At 47.5% G+C, this 19,301-nt stretch carries 22 protein-coding genes; 4 read left to right on the top strand and 18 right to left on the bottom strand.

Translation table 11 applies throughout. The features are described from left to right. Positions 1–82 precede the first annotated feature (82 nt). Positions 83–3,091, top strand: coding sequence for an efflux RND transporter permease subunit (locus NLX67_RS01060; protein ID WP_254310031.1), 3,009 nt, complete (start codon positions 83–85; stop codon positions 3,089–3,091). Between the two features lie 134 nt (positions 3,092–3,225). Here NLX67_RS01060 and NLX67_RS01055 read toward each other — a convergent pair whose 3' ends face one another. Both NLX67_RS01055 and NLX67_RS01050 read right to left on the bottom strand, forming a co-directional pair. Further along, the gene (locus NLX67_RS01055) at positions 3,226–3,408 is read right to left on the bottom strand and encodes a CsbD family protein (protein ID WP_046178333.1); all 183 of its coding nucleotides are present in this window, start codon (positions 3,406–3,408) and stop codon (positions 3,226–3,228) included. 57 nt (positions 3,409–3,465) lie between these two features. Then, the gene (locus tag NLX67_RS01050; protein ID WP_046178334.1) at positions 3,466–4,644 is read right to left on the bottom strand and encodes an AI-2E family transporter; all 1,179 of its coding nucleotides are present in this window, start codon (positions 4,642–4,644) and stop codon (positions 3,466–3,468) included. Between the two features lie 171 nt (positions 4,645–4,815). Between NLX67_RS01050 and NLX67_RS01045 the strand changes: the two genes are divergently transcribed. After that, positions 4,816–5,622, top strand: coding sequence for a YitT family protein (locus tag NLX67_RS01045; protein ID WP_254310030.1), 807 nt, complete (start codon positions 4,816–4,818; stop codon positions 5,620–5,622). 168 nt (positions 5,623–5,790) lie between these two features. Here the strand turns inward: NLX67_RS01045 and NLX67_RS01040 are convergent, their stop codons facing one another. The 4 genes from NLX67_RS01040 to mgrA all read right to left on the bottom strand — a co-directional run bounded on the left by NLX67_RS01040 (position 5,791) and on the right by mgrA (position 8,357). Next, positions 5,791–6,003: a DUF2922 domain-containing protein gene (locus NLX67_RS01040; RefSeq protein ID WP_046178336.1), complete on the bottom strand. Its 213-nt coding sequence runs from the start codon at positions 6,001–6,003 to the stop codon at positions 5,791–5,793. Positions 6,004–6,150: 147 nt separating this feature from the next. Continuing rightward, a complete protein-coding gene (locus NLX67_RS01035; RefSeq protein WP_254310029.1) occupies positions 6,151–6,369 on the bottom strand; it encodes a DUF1659 domain-containing protein in 219 nt (72 codons plus the stop codon). Positions 6,370–6,507: 138 nt separating this feature from the next. Further along, positions 6,508–7,356 carry an NAD-dependent epimerase/dehydratase family protein gene (locus NLX67_RS01030; RefSeq protein ID WP_046178338.1) on the bottom strand — a complete coding sequence of 283 codons (849 nt, stop codon included), beginning with the start codon at positions 7,354–7,356 and terminating at the stop codon, positions 6,508–6,510. Continuing rightward, a complete protein-coding gene (gene mgrA / locus NLX67_RS01025) occupies positions 7,353–8,357 on the bottom strand; it encodes an L-glyceraldehyde 3-phosphate reductase (protein WP_254310028.1) in 1,005 nt (334 codons plus the stop codon). The genes NLX67_RS01030 and mgrA overlap by 4 nt, the downstream gene beginning before the upstream one ends. Positions 8,358–8,489: 132 nt before the next feature. On the opposite strand from mgrA, the gene NLX67_RS01020 reads away from it, so the two are divergent. Beyond that, the gene (locus NLX67_RS01020) at positions 8,490–8,804 is read left to right on the top strand and encodes a winged helix-turn-helix transcriptional regulator (RefSeq protein ID WP_046178340.1); all 315 of its coding nucleotides are present in this window, start codon (positions 8,490–8,492) and stop codon (positions 8,802–8,804) included. A 166-nt stretch (positions 8,805–8,970) separates the two neighbouring features. Here the strand turns inward: NLX67_RS01020 and NLX67_RS01015 are convergent, their stop codons facing one another. The 5 genes from NLX67_RS01015 to NLX67_RS00995 all read right to left on the bottom strand — a co-directional run bounded on the left by NLX67_RS01015 (position 8,971) and on the right by NLX67_RS00995 (position 11,880). Next, positions 8,971–9,108 carry a YvrJ family protein gene (locus NLX67_RS01015; protein WP_046178342.1) on the bottom strand — a complete coding sequence of 46 codons (138 nt, stop codon included), beginning with the start codon at positions 9,106–9,108 and terminating at the stop codon, positions 8,971–8,973. A gap of 193 nt (positions 9,109–9,301) precedes the next feature. Next, positions 9,302–10,954, bottom strand: a complete 1,653-nt coding sequence (locus tag NLX67_RS01010) for a sensor domain-containing diguanylate cyclase (RefSeq protein ID WP_254310027.1) — start codon at positions 10,952–10,954, stop codon at positions 9,302–9,304. A 112-nt stretch (positions 10,955–11,066) separates the two neighbouring features. Further along, the gene (locus tag NLX67_RS01005; protein ID WP_254310026.1) at positions 11,067–11,579 is read right to left on the bottom strand and encodes a GGDEF domain-containing protein; all 513 of its coding nucleotides are present in this window, start codon (positions 11,577–11,579) and stop codon (positions 11,067–11,069) included. A 21-nt stretch (positions 11,580–11,600) separates the two neighbouring features. Further along, complete coding sequence (locus tag NLX67_RS01000; protein ID WP_254310025.1) at positions 11,601–11,756, bottom strand: hypothetical protein; 156 nt, start codon at positions 11,754–11,756, stop codon at positions 11,601–11,603. Beyond that, positions 11,737–11,880: a hypothetical protein gene (locus tag NLX67_RS00995; RefSeq protein ID WP_254310024.1), complete on the bottom strand. Its 144-nt coding sequence runs from the start codon at positions 11,878–11,880 to the stop codon at positions 11,737–11,739. The genes NLX67_RS01000 and NLX67_RS00995 overlap by 20 nt, the downstream gene beginning before the upstream one ends. Positions 11,881–11,988: 108 nt before the next feature. Between NLX67_RS00995 and NLX67_RS00990 the strand changes: the two genes are divergently transcribed. Then, entirely contained in the window at positions 11,989–12,717 is a 729-nt protein-coding gene (locus NLX67_RS00990; protein ID WP_254310023.1) for a DnaD domain protein, read from the top strand. Here NLX67_RS00990 and NLX67_RS00985 read toward each other — a convergent pair. The 7 genes from NLX67_RS00985 to NLX67_RS00955 all read right to left on the bottom strand — a co-directional run bounded on the left by NLX67_RS00985 (position 12,649) and on the right by NLX67_RS00955 (position 19,235). Then, complete coding sequence (locus NLX67_RS00985) at positions 12,649–13,986, bottom strand: (Fe-S)-binding protein (protein ID WP_254310022.1); 1,338 nt, start codon at positions 13,984–13,986, stop codon at positions 12,649–12,651. The two genes, NLX67_RS00990 and NLX67_RS00985, sit on opposite strands and share 69 nt — an antisense overlap. Beyond that, on the bottom strand, positions 13,983–15,395 hold the full coding sequence (glcD, locus tag NLX67_RS00980; protein WP_046178345.1) for a glycolate oxidase subunit GlcD: 1,413 nt from the start codon (positions 15,393–15,395) through the stop codon (positions 13,983–13,985). The genes NLX67_RS00985 and glcD overlap by 4 nt, the downstream gene beginning before the upstream one ends. Positions 15,396–15,481: 86 nt before the next feature. Next, a complete protein-coding gene (locus NLX67_RS00975) occupies positions 15,482–16,555 on the bottom strand; it encodes a CdaR family transcriptional regulator (protein WP_254310021.1) in 1,074 nt (357 codons plus the stop codon). A gap of 164 nt (positions 16,556–16,719) precedes the next feature. Then, a complete protein-coding gene (locus NLX67_RS00970) occupies positions 16,720–17,124 on the bottom strand; it encodes an RDD family protein (RefSeq protein WP_254310020.1) in 405 nt (134 codons plus the stop codon). A 98-nt stretch (positions 17,125–17,222) separates the two neighbouring features. Beyond that, a complete protein-coding gene (locus tag NLX67_RS00965) occupies positions 17,223–17,363 on the bottom strand; it encodes a hypothetical protein (RefSeq protein WP_156153941.1) in 141 nt (46 codons plus the stop codon). Between the two features lie 6 nt (positions 17,364–17,369). After that, a complete protein-coding gene (hemG, locus tag NLX67_RS00960) occupies positions 17,370–18,764 on the bottom strand; it encodes a protoporphyrinogen oxidase (protein ID WP_254310019.1) in 1,395 nt (464 codons plus the stop codon). Between the two features lie 12 nt (positions 18,765–18,776). Beyond that, positions 18,777–19,235: an OsmC family protein gene (locus NLX67_RS00955; RefSeq protein ID WP_254310018.1), complete on the bottom strand. Its 459-nt coding sequence runs from the start codon at positions 19,233–19,235 to the stop codon at positions 18,777–18,779. Positions 19,236–19,301 lie beyond the last annotated feature (66 nt).

The following is a 19,301-nucleotide window of genomic DNA, read 5'->3' as shown; positions in this document are numbered from 1 at the left end:
ACATTAAATTGATTGACGGCTGACCAGCTAGTCATATATATTTAAGTTAAAAATGACCAGTTGGTCAAAAAGGGGACTATGAATGAACGGGTTAATTAATTTCGTCTTGAAAAATAAGTTTGCTGTCTGGCTGATGACGATCATCATTACGACAGCGGGCCTCTATTCTGGGCTTTCGATGAAGCTTGAGACGATTCCAAATATTACGCCACCGATTGTAACCGTCATGACGGTATATCCGGGCGCAACGCCAGAAGAAGTAGCGGACAACGTAACGGAGCCAATCGAAAAGCAGCTTCAAAATTTAAATGGTGTAAAAGTGGTCAGCTCGACTTCTTATCAAAACGCGTCGTCTGTGCAGGTGGAGTATACATTCTCGACTGACATGGAAGAAGCGGAACAGGAAGCGGCGGAAGCATTAGCAGACGTTGAATTTCCTGAAAACGTGCAGGAGCCGGACGTATCCCGTCTGAGCATTAACGCATTTCCAGTCATGGCGCTCAGTCTGTCAGATGAAAATTTGACACTTGCGGAACTGACGACGCTTGTGGAAGATGAGATTTTACCGGAAATTGAAGGGGTAGAAGGCGTTGCATCGGTGCAAATTTCCGGCCAGCAGGTGGAAGAAGCAACGGTTGTGTTTGACCAGGAAAAGCTCGCGCAGCTTAAATTGACGGAAGAAATGGTCACCCAAATGATTCAGGGCTCTGATGTGACAGCGCCGCTTGGGCTGTTTACATTCGGTGATACGGAAAAATCGGTCATGATTGATGGAAACATCACAACATTGGACGATTTGAAAAATATACAAATTGGACCGGTAAAGCTGTCGGATTTAGCCGAAATTGAGTTAACGGGCAAAGCCGAATCGATTTCACGGACGAATGGCCAGGAATCAATCGGTCTGCAGATTGTCAAATCGGCGGATGCCAATACAGTGGATGTCGTGAACGCGGTAAAAGAAAAAGTGGATGAATTTGAAAGCGATATTGATGGGCTGACGATTACGTCGACATTTGACCAGGGCGGCCCGATTGAAGAATCGGTGAAAACGATGCTGAGCAAAGCGTTGTTTGGCGCGATTTTTGCGGTTATTATCATTATGCTGTTTTTACGCGATGTGCGCTCGACGGTTATTTCGGTTATTTCGATTCCGCTGTCGATTTTAATTGCGCTTATTTTGCTGAAACAGATGGATATTACGCTGAATGTGATGACGCTTGGCGCGATGACTGTCGCGATTGGACGGGTTATTGATGACTCGATCGTCGTGGTGGAAAACATTTACCGCCGGCTTTCGCTTGACGGGGAAACGCTGCGCGGCAAAGAATTAATTCGGGAAGCGACGAAAGAAATGTTTGTGCCGATTATGTCGTCAACGATCGTCACAATTGCCGTCTTTTTGCCGCTCGGTTTGGTGGAAGGACCGGTTGGCGAACTGTTCTTGCCATTTGCGTTAACGGTGGTGTTTGCACTTTTGGCATCATTATTGGTTGCGGTCACGATTGTGCCAATGCTGGCGCATACGATGTTTAAAAAAGGTGTTAAAGCAAAAACGCACGAAGAAAAGCCGGGTAAACTATCGGCTTGGTACCGTTCTGTATTGAACTGGACGCTTAATCATAAGATCATTACCTTTGTAACAGCGATACTGCTCTTAGTCGGAAGCTTTTTCTTAGTGCCGAAAATTGGCGTCAGCTTCCTGCCGGGTGAGGAAGAAAAAATGGTCATCGTGACGTATGCGCCAGAACCGGGCCAGACACAGGAAGACGTCGCAAACATTGCGACGGATGCGGAAAGCTACTTTATGGACATTGATGACGTAGAGACGGTTCAGTATTCTGTCGGAAGTGAAAATCCGATGAACCCTGGACAGACGAACAGCGCGATGTTCTATGTGATGTATAATGAGGATACTGAGGACTTTGAAAAGAAAAAAGAAGAAGCTATTGCGGATTTGCAAGACTCTGTTTCAAACGGAGAATGGGCTTCGCAGGACTTCTCGGCAAGTGCCGGAAGCAATGCAGTTGCGGTTAATATTTATGGGGAAACGGTAGAAGACATTGAGCCGGTGGTCGCGGACGTGGAAGCGATCATGAACGACAGCGGCGATTTTAAAAAGGTTGAAACAGCTCTTGCCGATTCGTATGAAGAATACACGCTTGTCGCGGATCAGGAAAAACTTGCCGCAGCTGGACTCACGACCGGTCAAATTGCGATGGAGCTAAGCCCGATGCGGGAACGCCCGGTGCTGACAACCGTTGAAAAAGACGGAGAAGATGTCAATGTGTACGTAGATGTTCCGGTACAGACGTATGACTCGATTGAAGATGTGACCGGTCGTTCTGTCAAAACAATGACAGGAGAATCGGTGGCCATTGGCGACGTGATGGCGGTGGAAGAAGGCGAAACATCCGATACGGTTTCCCGCCGCGATGGCAAAGTATTTGTCGATGTGAGTGGAGAGCTTGAAGGCGACGACGTATCCGCCGCATCTGCTTCGCTTCAGACGGAACTTGATAAGCTCGATTTGCCAACAGGCGTTGATGTGGAAATGGGCGGCGTGACGCAGGACATTAACGAATCGTTTAAACAGCTTGGCCTTGCCATGCTTGCGGCGATTGCGATCGTGTATCTTGTGCTCGTCGTCACGTTTGGCGGCGGCCTTGCGCCACTTGCCATCTTGTTTTCATTGCCGTTTACGATTATCGGCGCGCTTGTGGCACTTTTGATTGCCGGTGAAACAATCAGTATTTCGTCCATGATCGGCGCGTTGATGCTGATCGGGATTGTCGTGACAAATGCGATCGTCTTAATTGACCGCGTCATTCATAAAGAACGCGAAGGACTGTCAACACGTGACGCCTTGCTTGAAGCGGGCTCAACACGTCTTCGCCCAATCTTGATGACGGCGCTCGCCACAATCGGCGCGCTGTTCCCGCTTGCGCTTGGACTTGAGGGCGGCGGCTTGATTTCAAAAGGACTCGGCGTAACGGTGATTGGCGGATTGACCAGCTCGACCTTGCTGACACTTGTCATCGTACCGATTGTGTATGAAGTGTTGTCGAAATGGATGAAGAAAAAAGCATAACTTTAAGCAGCTTCCTAATGGGGAGCTGCTTTTTTGTGTGAAGAGATTGGTCACGAAATACTGCGTTTGGCCACGAAACAAATGCGACATACAAAAGAACACCCGCAGCCGAGTGCGGGCGTTCTTTTATTCTATTAATGGCGTTCTTTTGACTCGCCGATTCGTTCCTGTACTTCGCCTTTTACTTTGTCTTTTTTACCGTCAGCCTGCATTCTGGCGTTGTTTGTCGCGTTGCCCACCTGATCTTTCACTTCACCTTTTGCTTTGTTGACAGCGCCTTTTAGTTTATCGCTGAGACCGTTGTTGTCGTGTGCCATGTTCCAAAACATCTCCTTTTTATATGTGTAGTAAATGTTTACCCAGCACACAATAGATTAAACAAGGTCGTCGTTTTCAAGGACCGCGTACTGGTCATCTGCTTTTTCGGAAAAGCGGTTATAACGTGCTTTAAATAAGCCAAACATATACGTCACGAACACTTTTATGAGTGCGTATGTCGGCAGGCCGATCAACACGCCGACAACCCCATACAAGTGAGCGGCGGTCAGCAGGACAAAGATAATCGTCACGGGATGAATTTGCAGCGATTTTCCCATGATTTGCGGGGAAATGAATTTGCCTTCGAGCAGCTGCACAACCGTCCAGACAATAGCCAATTTCAGTACCATAAACGGTGATGTGACAATGGCAATAATGATGGCTGGTGTAATCGCGATCACGGGACCAAGATATGGCACGACGCTTGTCACGCTGGCAATCGCAGCCAGTAGAAGCGCATAGTCGAGACCGATGATTAAAAACCCGATATACATCATAATCCCGATGCACAGACTAACCAGCATCTGCCCTTGAATGTAGGAACGAAGCTGCTCATCCATTTCAATAAGCATCGCACCTGTACGCCCACGCACTTTTGGCGGCAGCACATGCAAAAAGCCGCTGTATAATCTGTGGCCGTCTTTTAATAAATAAAACAAGATAAAGGGAACGGTGACAAGGGAGACGATAAAGTTTGTGAGCGTCGCGATCAGACCGGTCACACTGTCCAGCGTTTGGCCTGCCACATTGGAAAAGTTTTCCGTAATGGAACCGAGAAATTGTTCTGCATCGGTCTGCATATTTTTTGAGACTTCCATATATTGTGTTTCAAACGGTGAATTACGTGCCCACATGTCAATGTCCATGCCAAGCTGGCGTGCATAACCCGGGAATGAAGCAATGAGCGCTTCCGTCTGATCCCGCAAAAATGGCAAAATGGTTGAAACGAGAATGGTAATGATACCGGACAGCGCAATAAACACGATTAAAATGCCCCAGCCGCGCTTCACTTTATAGCGCTGCAGTACGTTCACAAGCGGGCTCAATAAATAATAGCCGACAATGGATAAAATAACCGGGAGTGCGACGGTGCCAATAAATCCAATGATCGGATCAAAAATAAAGGAAACCCGGGAAAAAACCATAATAATGAGCCCGATCAAAAGTACAATGCTTAAGACAAAAAGGGCGGTGCGTCCGCCTAAAAATCGGACGAGCGGGGATTGCTCATTCATTCACGATCACTCCTCTAGCAAATCATAAGGGCGGAGTAAGCCGCCTTTGGTTCCTTTCATTATACAATAAGAAGAAAAAAAACATGCATTTTCCGCTTTTCTGAAAACACTATTTTTTAAGAAACTGCCAGTTGTTCTCTTATAATGAAGAAAAAAGGGGGAGGCCATTTTATGCACATTTTGCTCATCTTAGCGGGCGCGATGCTTGTTGCCGTCGCTTACAACTTCTTTTTAATTCCACATGAAATTTTGAGCAGCGGCTTAAGCGGCATTGCGATTATGCTCGGTATTGTGTCACCGCTTAACACGGGGGTGCTGAACTTTTTATTGAACCTTCCTCTTCTCGTGCTTGGTGTTATGAAACTTGGAAAAAAATTCATTGCTTACACCATTTTATCGGTCGTTTCTTTATCTATTTTTCTTTATATTATTCCTGTCATGGAGCTTTCGACTGAACCGATTTTGTCTTCCTTGTTCGGCGGCGTGTTAACAGGGGCCGGTGTTGGCTTGACGTTTCGCGCCTCCGCATCATCCGGCGGCTTTGACATTATCGCCATGCTGCTCGCCCGCAAGCGTGACTTTCCGCTCGGCACGCTCCTGTCGATGATGAACGCGGTCGTTATTATTGCAGCCGGCTTCCTATTCAGCTGGGATGCCGCACTCAGCACACTGATTGCCATTTACGCGACCGGCAAAGTCGTCGATACAATCCACACAAAGCACATTAAACTGACGTTAAATATTGTTACGTCAAAAGGCGATGAGCTATGCGAAAAAATGCTGAAAAACTTATACCGCGGCATTACGGTGATGGACGCAAAAGGAGCATATTCCGGCGAAAGCCGTTCCGTGCTCATGACTGTCATTACCCGCTACCAGTTAAATGAAGTCAAACAGATGATCCACGAAGTCGACCCGCATGCGTTTGTGAATATCACACAGACGGTGGAAGTGATGGGGCTGTTTCATCGCGAATGATAAAAAACCGATCCGTTTTTATGCGGATCGGTTTTTAGGTTTATCGATTCTCAACGACCGGATTTTCAATAATTCGGTCGTTTCAGCCTGTTTTTCAGTCGATTTGAAAAAAACCGGTCGATGAACAATAACAAAAAGACCGCCCGACGAATCGGACGGTCTTCATTATTAAAAAATCTCGGTTACTTCACGGTCGATCAGGCTGGCGCCTTTTGCGGTAACAAATGAGCCGGTTGTAGCGATGAAAACATTGGATGCGATAATCGCGTCCATTGCCTGCTGGACCGCTGCAGCATTGACCGGTTCGACGGGCGCATCAACGGTAATGCTTGACGTGCCGCCGCCTGCTGTTGTGAATTGAAGCTGCAATGTTTTGGCCATGCAAAACTCCTCCTTATTTAAATGGGATGTTTTGACCTCTGCGTTGTGCACAGGACGTGCACGTTCTTAGCAGAAGATCCTTGCTTGAACAGGATGTTTTGACTTCTGCGTTGTGCACAGGACGTGCACGTTCTTAGCAGAAGATCCTTAATCATGAATCGTTAATGTGTCGTTTCGTTCAATTGATGCGAGCGGTATAGATGACAGTGTGGCGATGGCGGCGGCTGCAGTGCTGAATTGATCCGGTGTTGCGGCCGATTTTACGTTTGAATACGATTTCGATTTGAAAACCTGCTTGCCATTTTCGTCAACCCCGTTGTCAAACACGAGGCGAAGCGATGAGTTCATTAACGTTGCTTGAGGCATTTTTTTCCCCCTCCTTTCACTCCTTATGTACAGGAGAGAGGAGAAAATCGATACTCCTGTTTCAAAAAACTTTTTCTGCATAAAAAAGAGGCTTCTTAGAGGTCATCAATGCACCCTTTTAAGACAGCCTCTTCTTTTTTATTTTCGTTTCACGTAATCCCGCCATTGATGAACAGGCTGCCAGTTTAACAGCTTTTTAGCTTTTTCGTTACTTAACAGGGTGCCGTATTCGGCCAGATCCCCCCGGATGTCAACGTTTGGATAAACGGTTTTCATGAGCTCACGGCTCGGAATGTCCATGCTTGTCTCATCAGATGCAATGTTGAGCGCGACGGAGCCGAGGCCGTTTGTCTCAATGGCTTTCATACAGGCAGCCGCAACGTCACGTGTATCGATGTAGCTCCACAAAATGGTTGTGCGCTGCATCGGATCGTGAATGAAATCAGGGAAGTTCGCATACATTTCAGGCGCGATGACGTTGCCGAGCCGAAGCGAAACAACCTGCATGCCAGTGCGGCGGTGTATCATGTCGGCTGTCTGTTCATTAACGATTTTCGACAAACCGTAGCTTTCTTCCGGCAGCTGCGGGTGTTCTTCGTCAATTGGTACGTACTGTGGCTCGAGATTCTGCTTGGAAAAACAAATGCCGTATGACGATTCACTGGACGCGATGACGGCTTTTTGGATTCCAAGTCCAGCCGCTGCTTCAAGAATATTGTAGGTGGTCATGACATTGTTTTCAAACGTCACTTCATTCGGGAAAATATACGCCTGTGGAATAGCGGCTAAATGAACGACCGCGTCTGCCCCTTGCAGCACACCGTACGCTTCGCCTAAATTGGTTAAATCGGCGGTCACATTTTGCGCATCCGGCTGCGACGGTTTCACGCGGTCCACATTGACGACAGTATAGCCTGCCTCCACAAATTCATGGACGACCGACCGGCCGAGTAAACCGGTGCCGCCTGTGATCACGACTTTTTTCATTGTACTTCACCCGCTAAAATGGACTCGATTTGGGCCAATTCCCCGTCGGAAAAGTCGAGATTGTCGAGTGCTTTGACGTTTTCTTCAATTTGGCTTACCTTGCTTGCGCCGATTAATGCAGAGGTTACACGTTCGCCGCGCAGTACCCAGGCGAGTGCCATTTGGGCCAAAGACTGCCCGCGTTCTGCCGCCACACCGTTCAATGCGCGGATTTGCGCCCGGACGTTATCGTTAATGCGGTCTTCCTGCAGGGCGCCGGTTTCTTTTGCAGCACGGGAATCTTTCGGCACGTCATTTAAATATTTATTTGTTAACAGTCCTTGCGCAAGCGGGCAAAAGGCGATGGAGCCGACACCGTTTTCATCGAGTACATCCTGGAGGCCGTCTTCAATCCAGCGTTCAAACATCGAGTACATCGGCTGGTGAATGAGAATCGGCGTGCCAAGGTCTTTGGCGATTTTTACCGCTTCTGCTGTTTGTTCGGCTGAATAGCTGGAAATGCCGACATACAGCGCTTTTCCCTGGCGGACGAATAAATCAAGCGCGCCAATCGTTTCTTCAAGCGGCGTATCCGGATCCGGACGGTGCGAATAAAAGATATCGATATAGTCCAGGTTCATCCGTTTTAAGCTTTGGTCGAGGCTGGCCGTTAAATATTTTTTCGAACCCCATTCGCCGTACGGTCCTTCCCACATGTAATAGCCGGCTTTGGATGAAATAATCATTTCGTCGCGGTACGGGGCAAAATCGGTGCGCATCATGTCGCCAAACATCGATTCTGCGGAGCCTGCCGGCGGGCCGTAGTTGTTGGCAAGGTCAAAGTGAGTGATGCCAAGGTCAAATGCGCGGCGCAGCATCGCACGGCCATTTTCAACCGTGTCGACGCCGCCAAAATTGTGCCAGAGGCCGAGAGAAATCACGGGCAGCAAAAGCCCGGATTTTCCGGTTCTGCGGTATTGCATACTGCCTTTGTATCGATCGGGATTCGCTAAATAGGTCATCTGAAATCTCCTTTTTGTGAAAGTCTATCTTTAGTGTAACGCTTTCATTTTTGAATGGAAAGTAGTGAATTTTTTAAAAGGTAGTATGGTACGATATAGGTACTATAAAAAAGATACTAAGGGGGACCTAGATTGAAAAACAAAGAAATCGTCATTGAATGCTCCATTGAAAAAGCACTGAACATTATCGGATCGAAGTGGTCATTTTTAATTTTACGAGAATTGTTTTGCGGCACAAAGCGATTTGGGGAGCTTGAACGCGCCGTACAGGGCATCAGCCCGAAAGCATTAACCGACACGCTGCGCCACATGGAAGCGAATGACATCGTTGTGCGGGAAGTCTATCCGACGGTCCCGCTTCGGGTTGAATACACATTGACCGAAAAAGGACAGGATTTTCATAAGATTATTAAAGAAATGAAGATTTGGGGATCGAAGTGGGGCTAGAATGACGATCGGAAAAAAAGTGTAATGGTCGAATTCCGCACCGTGGCGGCCGGAAAAATCATTTATCGACCGTGGCGTAAAAGAATTCGGCCGTCAGCGACATGTATTTGATCGTCAGCAAGACAAAAAGCTGTCTCTGCAAAAACCAAGACAGCTTTTTTTGTTGTTATTCTTTCATTTTTTCAGGCAGATTCTGAATGGACTGAATGACGCCATCGAGTTTCGTTTCAATCCGATACAGCAGGTAAAATGTGACAGCAATCGGAAATCCAACATCTTGAATAAGCGGCAAAATCGTTTCCATAAAGCAATCCCTCCTTTCTAGTTGTTATATACAGTGAATGCGCTGAAATCGAAACCGGACCGGGCAGATCAGTAGAAATAGTATGCATTCGTATAGAATCTATGAAGCGGTTCCGCTGCTGAAAAAGAAATTCAACGACTCGATCTCTATGGATAAACACCAAAAATGCGAAAAGACACCGTGAAGCAGCTGTTCACGGTGTAATTGATTCATAGACTGTGGTCCGGGCACGTCCTTTTCGCTTCGAATAATAAAGTGCTTCGTCCGCTTTACGGATTAAAAGGGCCGGGTCGTCACCAAGATTCGGTATCAGTGTCGCGCCGCCGATGCTGACGGTGATGACCTTATCTTTCGCATCTTCGTGCAAAAGAGCGAGATTTTCCACAGCGCAGCGGATTTTTTCAGCGAGTCCGAAGCTTTCCACAGGCACGCCGGGCGGCAAAATAACGGCCAGCTCTTCACCACCGTAGCGCGCGGCCACGGTACCGGTTTCTTTCGCAATCATGTCAACAGTTTCCGACACACGCCGCAGCGCTTTATCGCCAGCATCATGGCCATACCGATCGTTGTATTTTTTAAAGAAGTCGATATCCAGCAAAAGCAGGGACATCGGCTTTTTTTGTGTAATCGCTTCTTCCCATGTCAGCCCCAGTACATCATCAAAATAACGCCGGTTGCCGATGCCGGTCAAACTGTCACTAAGCGACAGCCGCGTGAGCATTTCATTTGCCTGCCGCAAATTTTTTTCCGCTTGCTTTCGCAGCGAGAATTCTTGTTCAAGCGACTGGGCCATTTGATTGTAAGCGCCATTCAATGCTTTAAATTCGTCAAGGGACTTGGCCGCTGCACCTTCAGAGATTCGGTGCTTATAGTTGCCGAGACGGATGATAACCGTTGCTTCAAGCAGCCGGTGAATCGGAAACATAATTTGCTGCACCAAAAGATTAATGACACAGTACGCCAAAATAAATATAAACAATAAAATAGCACCCATCATCCAGATTGTACGCCAAAACGCCCCATTGATTTCTTTTGTGGCTACTTCGCCGATGAGAAGCCACTGACTGCCATGAAGCCATCGGTATTGACCGATTACATTTTCACCTGCCGCACTTTTGTAGGATCGGTCTATCGATTCACCGTTTTCTGCGAGACGGAATATGATGGCTTCCGCGAGTGAATATGGATCAGCTTCCGTTCTGCGTGACAAAACAATGCCGGTTTCATCCGTTAAATAAAAACGGCCCGTTTCTCCGTAGGATGTTTTATTGACGATAGACGCGATGGCCTCAAGTGTAACCGTTCCCGCCAGTACGCCGTCTGTTACGCCTTGTTCATTAAAAAGCGGGGCTGAAAAGACAATCACTGGCTCTTGGTCGCTGCGCCGTCGGATGGAACTGCTCGTAAAAGATTCACCGGCAAGCGCAGCCTGGAAATACTCACGATGCGCAGCATTCACTGTGTCAATCGCTTTCAGGTCATTGGTCGCATAAATAATTTGCCCGTCCATATTCAAAACAGACATATTATCAAACACCTGGTTATGACGATCCGTAAAATGCTGGATTTGCTTATAAAGGGATGAGCGTGACTGGGGGAGGGAAGCCATCGCAGCTGCTTCTTCGGATCGTTCGTTCAGCCAGTTGTCCATCGCCTGCTGCTGCATATCGAGCACTTCATTCAAATGTTTATACGTTTCTTGTTTACGATCGTCGTAGACAAACGCGGCGAGCGGCAAAACAGCCAGCAGCCCGCCGACCAACAGCAAAAAGACAGTAATAACTAAAAAGCGGCCCTTAATTGTATTAGTGGACTGTAAATGAAACCGCCTCGCCAGCTCCAACACGCGCCATCCTCCTTCTTTATACCTCTTTTTATTTTACAATTATCATGAAAATTTATCTATTATATTTCCAAAATATTTATTTAAATAAGAAAAAAGAGCCACTAAAAAAGAATCAGGGCTCTAAAGAATTGATCGTTATTTTTCCGTGGCCGAGCTGTTTAGATTTGTACAATGCTTTATCAGCGTACTGAATAAGCAGCCGCGGGGACAGAATGGGAGATGGAGTCATTGTGGCGATGCCGACACTGACTGATAAAACGCCTGTCGGTGATGATATATGCGGGATGTTCAGCTGTTGAATCGCGGCTAAAAGATCCACACCAATTGTATGTACGTCCTTTTGGGATCCAGGTGGAAGAATCATTGCTAATTCCTCGCCGCCATAACGCGCAGTGAATAAGCCGTATTTTTGCGCTGTTTCATCCAGTGCCGCCGCCACAAGCTGAAGAGCACGGTCGCCAGTATCATAGCCGTAATGATCGTTATACATTTTAAAAAAATCTATGTCGAGCAGGAAAAGTGACAGGGGCTGTCCAGATTTAGATGCGGTATGAAACAGCGAAGCCAGCTTCTCGTCAAAATAGCGCCGTTTGCCGATGCCGGTCAGTCCATCGCTTAAAGACAAACGCCGCAGCTGTTCATTTGTCTAGCGCGTGTCTTCTTCAGCGTGCAAGCGGAGATCTTGTTCTTTTTGAAGATCACTTGCCATGTCATTATACGCTCTGCCCAGCTCACTGAACTCTTTTGCCGAATGGGTCATCGCGTTTTCGTCAATCCGATGATCATAATGACCTTTGCACAAAATAGACGTTCCTTGGCAAAATAGACAGCAGTCCACCGAACAAAATTAAAAACGCAATGCCGGTAAAAAAACGTCCTTTGAGCGTCGTTGACATCCAATCATACATGCGTGAAACTAGCCTCATTTTTTCTCCTCCTCCACCGCGTTTCTCTTTTTTATTGTAACAAATTCACTGAAAAGGTATCGTTTTCTCTTCATTTTCTGTATATGAAAAATAAAAGGGGTTTTCCTTATGTCAAAACTCATCCAACACGAACGGCCGCTCCTTATTTTACCGGAGCTTGCGGCTGAAATTGGGTTAAATGAAGCCATTATTTTGCAGCAAATTCACTACTGGATCGATAAAAAGAAACACGTTATTGAAGGAAAGAGCTGGGTGTACAATACATACGAAGACTGGCAGAAGCAGTTTCCCTTTTGGAGTGTGACGACCATTAGCCGGACGCTTAAAAGCCTGGAGAAGCAGGGGCTTATTTTAACCGGAAATTTCAATATAATGACATTTGATAAAACGAAATGGTACACGATTCAGTACGACGCAATCGGTCAATTTGACCGGACGAATGAGCCAGAACGGCCAGACGATGCAGCCACATTGGACAGCCCTATACCAGAGAAGAACAAACAAAAGACTTCAACAGCAGATTCTTCTTTATCGGAACGCGCCAAATTTGAACAATCACTTGGAAAAGAAAAGGTGACCGAAGCGATTAGTATCGCCAAAGCAAAAGGGATTACAGCATGGGCATACGTACGCAAAATTTTGTGCAATTGGGAAAACGATCGTCAACGCACAAAAAAACCAGTCCGGCAAGAAAAGCTGCCAGGCTGGTTTAAAAAACAAGAAACAATGGACATGCCGGATATGGATTTTGAAAAAGACCGTGAAGCGTTAAGGCGCGAGCTCGCCGCACGCTTCGAGCAAAAGGTCGACAATATGGACGGCACGGACGCTGTCTGATAAGCCTTCTCGTTCAATGCCAAGCTTCATTTGCAGCAGGCAGCCCGGATTGGCGGTGACAATGGTATGCGCATTTGTTGCTTTTGCTTTGTCCATTTTATGGTCGAGAATTTGCATCGACATCTCGCTTTCGACAATGTTGTAGATGCCGGCGGACCCGCAGCACGAGTCGGCATTGTCCATTTCGCGGTACTCTGCGCCCGTGATCGACTGCATTAACACACGCGGGGCGATATGGGTGTGCATGACGTTGCGCAAATGACACGAATCCTGGTACGTAATGACCTGTGGATTTACGTTTAGCCCAACGCGTTCATGGAAATTCAGTTCAAACAAAATTTGCGTAATGTCTTTAATCTTCGCTGTAAACGCTTTGGCGCGTTCGCTGTAGTCAGGATCGTCTTTTAGGAGATGATCGTAGTCGATTAAAAACGCTCCGCAGCCGCCGGCGTTTGTAATAATAAAGTCCGCATTTGTTTGTTCAAACGCGTCGATGTTACGCTTGGCAAGTTCTTTGGCGCCATCCTTTTCGCCACTATGGCCGTGAAGCGCGCCGCAGCAATTCTGCCCGTCTGGAATAACGATGTCGCAGCCCGCTTTTTGCAAAAGCTTCACGGTGGCATTGTTTGTATCTAAAAACATGGTGTCCATTAAGCAGCCGGAGAAAAAAGCGACTGTTGCTTTTTTTTCAGCCAATGCAGTAAAAGAACGTTCGCGCTTTTTCATGTCGCTTCGCTTCGGTACAGCAGGAAGGGCGCGCTCCATCGCCTGCATGCTATCTGGAAACAGCTTCATAAAGCCGAGTTTTCGCGCTGTTTTTTGCAAGCCGCTCCGCTGGTAAATGCCGAGCAGGGTAACCGCGTGTTCCATCCGGTTTTGGTGTGGGAACAAGCCTTCAAACACCGTTTTACGGATTGCTTTTGTCTGCGGCTTAAATTCATTATGATCGGCGAAAATATCACGTGCTTCTTCAAGCAAATGGCCATAGTTGACGCCTGCCGGACAAACGGGCTCACACGCCCGGCAGCCGAGGCATAAGTTCAGTGACCTTTCGACTTCTTCGTCTGGTGCGATCAGTCCGTCATGGACCGCTTTCATGAGTGCGATCCGTCCACGCGGCGACTGGCTTTCATCAAAGCCGGTTTCGATGTATGTCGGACAAGAGGGGAGGCAGAAGCCGCACCGCATGCAGTTGAGGAGCTCGCCTTCGTCCATGCGCAGGCTGAATTGTTCTTGAATGGCTTTTTCGCGTACTGTCATCGTTGTCATTGTGTCACCACCACCCGTTTTCTCGTTTCTTTTGCAAACATTTTGCCCGGGTTCATGATGTTGTCCGGATCAAACGAATGCTTGATTGCTTTCATAATGGCAATGCCTTCCGGGCCCATTTTCCATTCCAAGTACGGTGCTTTCATCATGCCGACACCGTGCTCGCCGGTAATCGTGCCGCCGAGTTCAATCGCTTTTGCGAAAATATCCGCAAATGCCGCTTCGACCCGTTCCATTTCATCATGGTCGCGTGCGTCAGTCGGACACGTCGGATGCAGGTTTCCGTCGCCGGCGTGGCCGAACGTGGCAATGCGTACGTTATGTTTTTCCGCAATCTCATTGATTGCTTTCACCATGTTGGCGATTTCCGAACGTGGCACGGTCGCATCTTCTAAAATCGTTGTTGGCTTTAGCCGGGCGAGAGCGGAAAGAGCGGCTCGCCTTGCGGTTGTAAGCGCCAGCGCTTCCGCTTCGGTTGCAGCAATCTGCACCGAAACGGCCTGCTCGCGTGTGCAGATCGCAGCCATCTTTTCTATGTCACGTGCGACAATTTCCGGCGGACCGTCTTGTTCAATGAGCAGCACGGCTTCAACATCCGTCGGTAAGCCGATTTGAGCAAAATCTTCAACGGCAATGAGTGTCGGCCGGTCCAAAAACTCAAGCGTCGCCGGAATAATTTTCGCCGCGATGATTTCACTGACGGACTTTGCCGCCGCATCCATGCTGTTATACAGAGCCAGCATCGTTTGTTTCGTTTCCGGCATCGGAATAAGCTTCAGCGTCGCTTCCGTAATGACGGCAAGCGTGCCTTCTGAGCCGACGAGCAGCCTCGTTAAATCGTAACCGGCCACGTCTTTGGCGAGCTTGCCGCCGGTCCGGATGATGTCCCCGTTTGGCAAAACCGCCTGGAGCGCCATCACGTAATCGCGTGTTACACCGTATTTTAAGCCGCGCAGGCCGCCTGAATTTTCGTTAATATTGCCGCCCATCGTCGAAATTTTCATTGAGCTCGGGTCCGGCGGATAAAACAAGCCTTTTTGTTCCACAGCTTTGATCATGTCGAGCGTGACGACACCCGGCTGCACCGTCACGGTTAAATTTTCTTCATCAATCTCTAAAATATTGTTCATATGTTTAAACAGAAGAACGATGCCGCCTTCAGAAGGAACCGTCCCGGCCGCGAGATTGGTGCCGGAGCCACGCGGGACAATCGGAATTTTTTTGTCGCGGCAAACGGTTACAATTTGCGCAACTTCTGCCGTGTTTCGCGGTGCGATAACGGCTTCTGGCATCGATTGGAAGTTCGGCGTCGCGTCGTATGAATACACAAGCCGGCCAGCGGATGACGTGATCACATTTTCCGCGCCGACGATTGTCTTGAATGTGTTAATCGTTTGAGTAGAAATCATGGAATTCGCTCCTTTTTTACTATCATAAGAGCTTTTTATAGCGATTCCTATAGAGATAAATGAAAAAAAAGCATTTTTTCTCGCTGTTATTTTGTGCGTTCATCCAAAAATTGCAGCGCGAGGTACGTAGAAACGGCGTCTTCTGTTTTTCGCACATTCTGATTAGTCAAGTCCTGCCATTTTTTCAGCCGGTAATGAAGGGTATTAATATGAATGTTCAGCGTCTCGGCCGTTTGTTTCAGTGACATATTTTGATCGAAAAAGGTCCGCACTGTGTGAATTAATTCATCATGTCCATCCGCTTTCTGCAAAATTCGTTTAATAAATTCCGCTTTCGTTTCAGGACGGATGTCATGGAGGCAAAGGGAAAGGCGGAGGTCTTGTTCATACACAATACAGCCAGGCTTCGCTGTAAGAAGCGCCCGTTCTGCCTGAGTAAATCCGATCGCTGCTGTTTCAGGCGTTACGAGTTGCCCAACACCGATCCGTCCGCCGGTGAATCCGAGTAATTTTTCCAGCTTAAACCGAAGCACTGCCGCATCATCATGAACAGTATGAACGAGGAGTATACGGTCATGACCACGGTGGATGAAAAAATCCAGTCCGCGCCCATCATCCCATAAACGTGTCAGCTCGGTCACGCTGCTGTATGTAAAAGAGGACTTGATCAAAATAAACTGCTTGTCCCGCATGAGATCCACTCCGAAAATAGCTGCTCGCTCACGCAAAGGAGACGACAGTTCATCTGCTTTCAGCCAGTCATACACAAACGATTCCAGCCCGCGCATGCGCCACTGCCGTTCTTCAGAATAATAGCTTTCCTGCACCAATAGCTCGGTCATTTTTCGCAGCAGCTCCCCGTATGGCAAAATGGCTTTCGGATCACCGGTAATGCCGATGACGCCAATGACGCGCTTATCGAAAAAAATTGGCAGGTTGAGCCCGTTTTTGACTCCTTTCAGCCGTTTTTCATCTTCCTTATAAATAATCATTGTCCGGCGTTCTTTTGCACAAAGCAGCGCGCCCTCATGAAACGTGCCGACGCGCGATTCATCAGAACTCGCGATAATGATGCCGTCGATGGATACGATAATGATATCCTCATGAATAAACTTTTTCACATCCGTAATGATGTTCCGGGCCAAAAACGTTGAAAGCATGTGCTCACCTGCTTTTTCTTCCTAGTGTAGCACACCGAAATGTTCAAAAGAAAAGGAGGGATAAAAGCGGGCGTCATCATGTTTTGTCAAATATGCGAAAGGTGCTTCGTATCGTTTATGCGTATAAAAACAGCCTTCTCTTGTTCGAGGGCTGCTTTCGGACATTAACCATTGCGTGTTTCTTTAACGATTGTGCCAGCAAACGTATCATGCGGGAACTGAGCGCCGTTTTGCGCTTCAAAGCGGTCCCGGTCCTTGAAATAAACAAGTCCGCTGACGGAATCGCGGTACAGAATGCGCTTGATAATCTGGCTGGAGGTCAGCGGTGAGCCGTCTTCACTTTCAAGGACAAGCCCCATTTTTTTATAGCCGGTTGTCTGCCCGGTCTTGCGCAGCTGAATGTATTCCATTCCCCACATTACCATCGTCGGGACGATGACAGAAGAGAGAAACTCGCTTTTAACCTGTTTTTTTCGGCGGAACGCCGCTCCAGCACCGGTAAAGGCCAGGTTGTAAATCAGTTGGTCAATGAGTACTGCTTTTGTGCGCTTTTTCGTTACTTCCTTCATTTTTCTCCTCCTTTTCCAATTTATTTCCCTTTTTCAAAACAAAAAAACGCATACTGATTTATGAAAAAAAGTGTCCCGCCGGAAGCGGAACACTTTGATTACATGCGCCGGTTTTCGACGCTTTTCATTCGGTTTTGGTCGTCCGGTTCGCGGCTTTTGTCTTTAATGCGCTCGTTTGTTTCGATTTGTATTTGTTTAGTGTTTTTCACAAATGTTTCATCATATTTTTTTTCATCCATTAGGGATCACTCCTTTTCAGCAGTGTCCCCGTTTCCTGAAATCGTATGCGCGATATGCCGGCCATTTTGAATGCAGGCGCCGATGCCCACGCCAAAATACGAGCAGCCGGCAAGGTGGACGTTTGGATAAAACTTGTTCATTTTTTCTACGAGTCCTGCAACTGCCTGGCCGTGTCCTAAATGGTAATTCGGCATCATGTTCGTCCACGGTGTCACTTCAACAGTCTTTGGCTTTTCCGTGATACCGAGGCTTTTTTCAAGATCTGCGAGAGCGGCTTTCACAAGCTCCGATTCGGTCATGCCGGCAAGTGCCGCGTAATGCGGATTCGAGCTTTTGTAAAATAACCGGACGAGCAGGTTTCGGTTTGCCGACGTGTGTGTCCATTTTCGGCTCGTCCACGTACACGCGTCACACGTTAAATCGGTGCCGTCCGTGACGATAAAACCGGTGCCGTCTGCAGGAAGCTGTTCATCCGGAATATCAAAGCCGAGATAAATACTGATGAGCGACGAATTTTTCAGTTCATTAAAATGTTCATCCAGCGCGGGTTCTGCCAGCATTTTTTGCGCCGCGTCATGCGGGATGGCGAGAATGACTTCATCCGCTTCAATGGATTCTCCATGTTCGAAAGAAATCGAATAAGCCTCGCCCGCCTTTTCCAGCTTCGTAACAGTAGTGCCTTTTAGCACTCGTGCAGACGGCGACTTTTCCGCGAGCCGGTCAATGAGCGTGCTGAGTCCGCCTTCAAATGAAAGAAACTTTTTGCGGGCTTTGTCGCCAAGAAACGTTTCCTTGTTTGCCGAGAAACCTTTAATAATGCTGCCGTATTTGTTTTTGTAGTCAAGCAAATAAGGAAGCGTCGACTTCATCGTCAAATTGTTTAGCTTGCCAGAGTAGACGCCGGACAGAACAGGGGCAATTTGCTTTTCAACAATTTCACTGCCTAAATAATATGTTAAAAAGTCGCCGACAGAATCATTCGGGCCAAACGGATTTTCTGTTCTTTCAAAATCAGCCAAAGCAGCCTGTTTTCCTTCGTCAGATAAAAGAGTGCTCTCATGCAGCGATTCCTCGCTTGTCGGAATGCCAAAAACCGTTTCTTCCGGTATTTTATGGAGCTCGTTATCCGTATACAAATACGACACGCCCGTTTCGTTATACACCAGTTTGTTCATTAGCCCGAGTTCTTCTACAAGCGGCAGCACACCAGCATTCCGAGCGACAATTGAATCCGCACCCGTTTCAATCGTAAAGCCGTCATGGGTCACGGTCCGGATTTTACCGCCAAGCTGTTCGTTTTGCTCCGCAAGCACGATATTCCAGTCCGGTTTTTCATTGGACAGGTAGTACATGGCAGACATCCCCGTGATGCCGCCGCCGATTATAACAACTGTTTTCATCTTGTCATCTCCTCAAGACGATGATAGCATTTTTTCGATAGATGCCTTCAACTCAATTTCGACATTTCCTTTAACAGCGCGGCTGATCATGCAGGATGATTCTGCTTTTTCCACCAGTTTATGGACTTTTTGAATCTCTTTTTCGGTCGCATCCGCTTTTAATACGATGCGCGGCTTGTGAATAATTTTTTGATAGGTGATAACCCCATTTGTCACATCCACCAGTCCCTCTGATGTCATGGTCAGTGATTCCTTTTGTACATTACTTCGTTCCAGCATCGCAGCGAGCGTAATAATATAGCAGGCCGCCGCCGCCCCGAGCAGCATTTCATCCGGATTCGTTCCAATGCCGGGACCGTCCATTTGCGGCGGGATTGACACCGTCGTGTTTAAATTTCCTGTTTTAATCGTGCCGGTATCATTGCGGCCGCCGGGCCAATCGGCATATAAGGTAAAAATATGCTCTGCCATTTTGAACCATCTCCTTTTCGTACAGTGTAAATCATTTCGGAGAAAATAGCGGAGATGACGCTTTTA

Source organism: Domibacillus sp. A3M-37 (assembly GCF_024213455.1).
Taxonomy (GTDB): domain Bacteria; phylum Bacillota; class Bacilli; order Bacillales; family Domibacillaceae; genus Domibacillus; species Domibacillus tundrae.
This window is presented reverse-complemented; position numbering and strand designations above follow the sequence as displayed.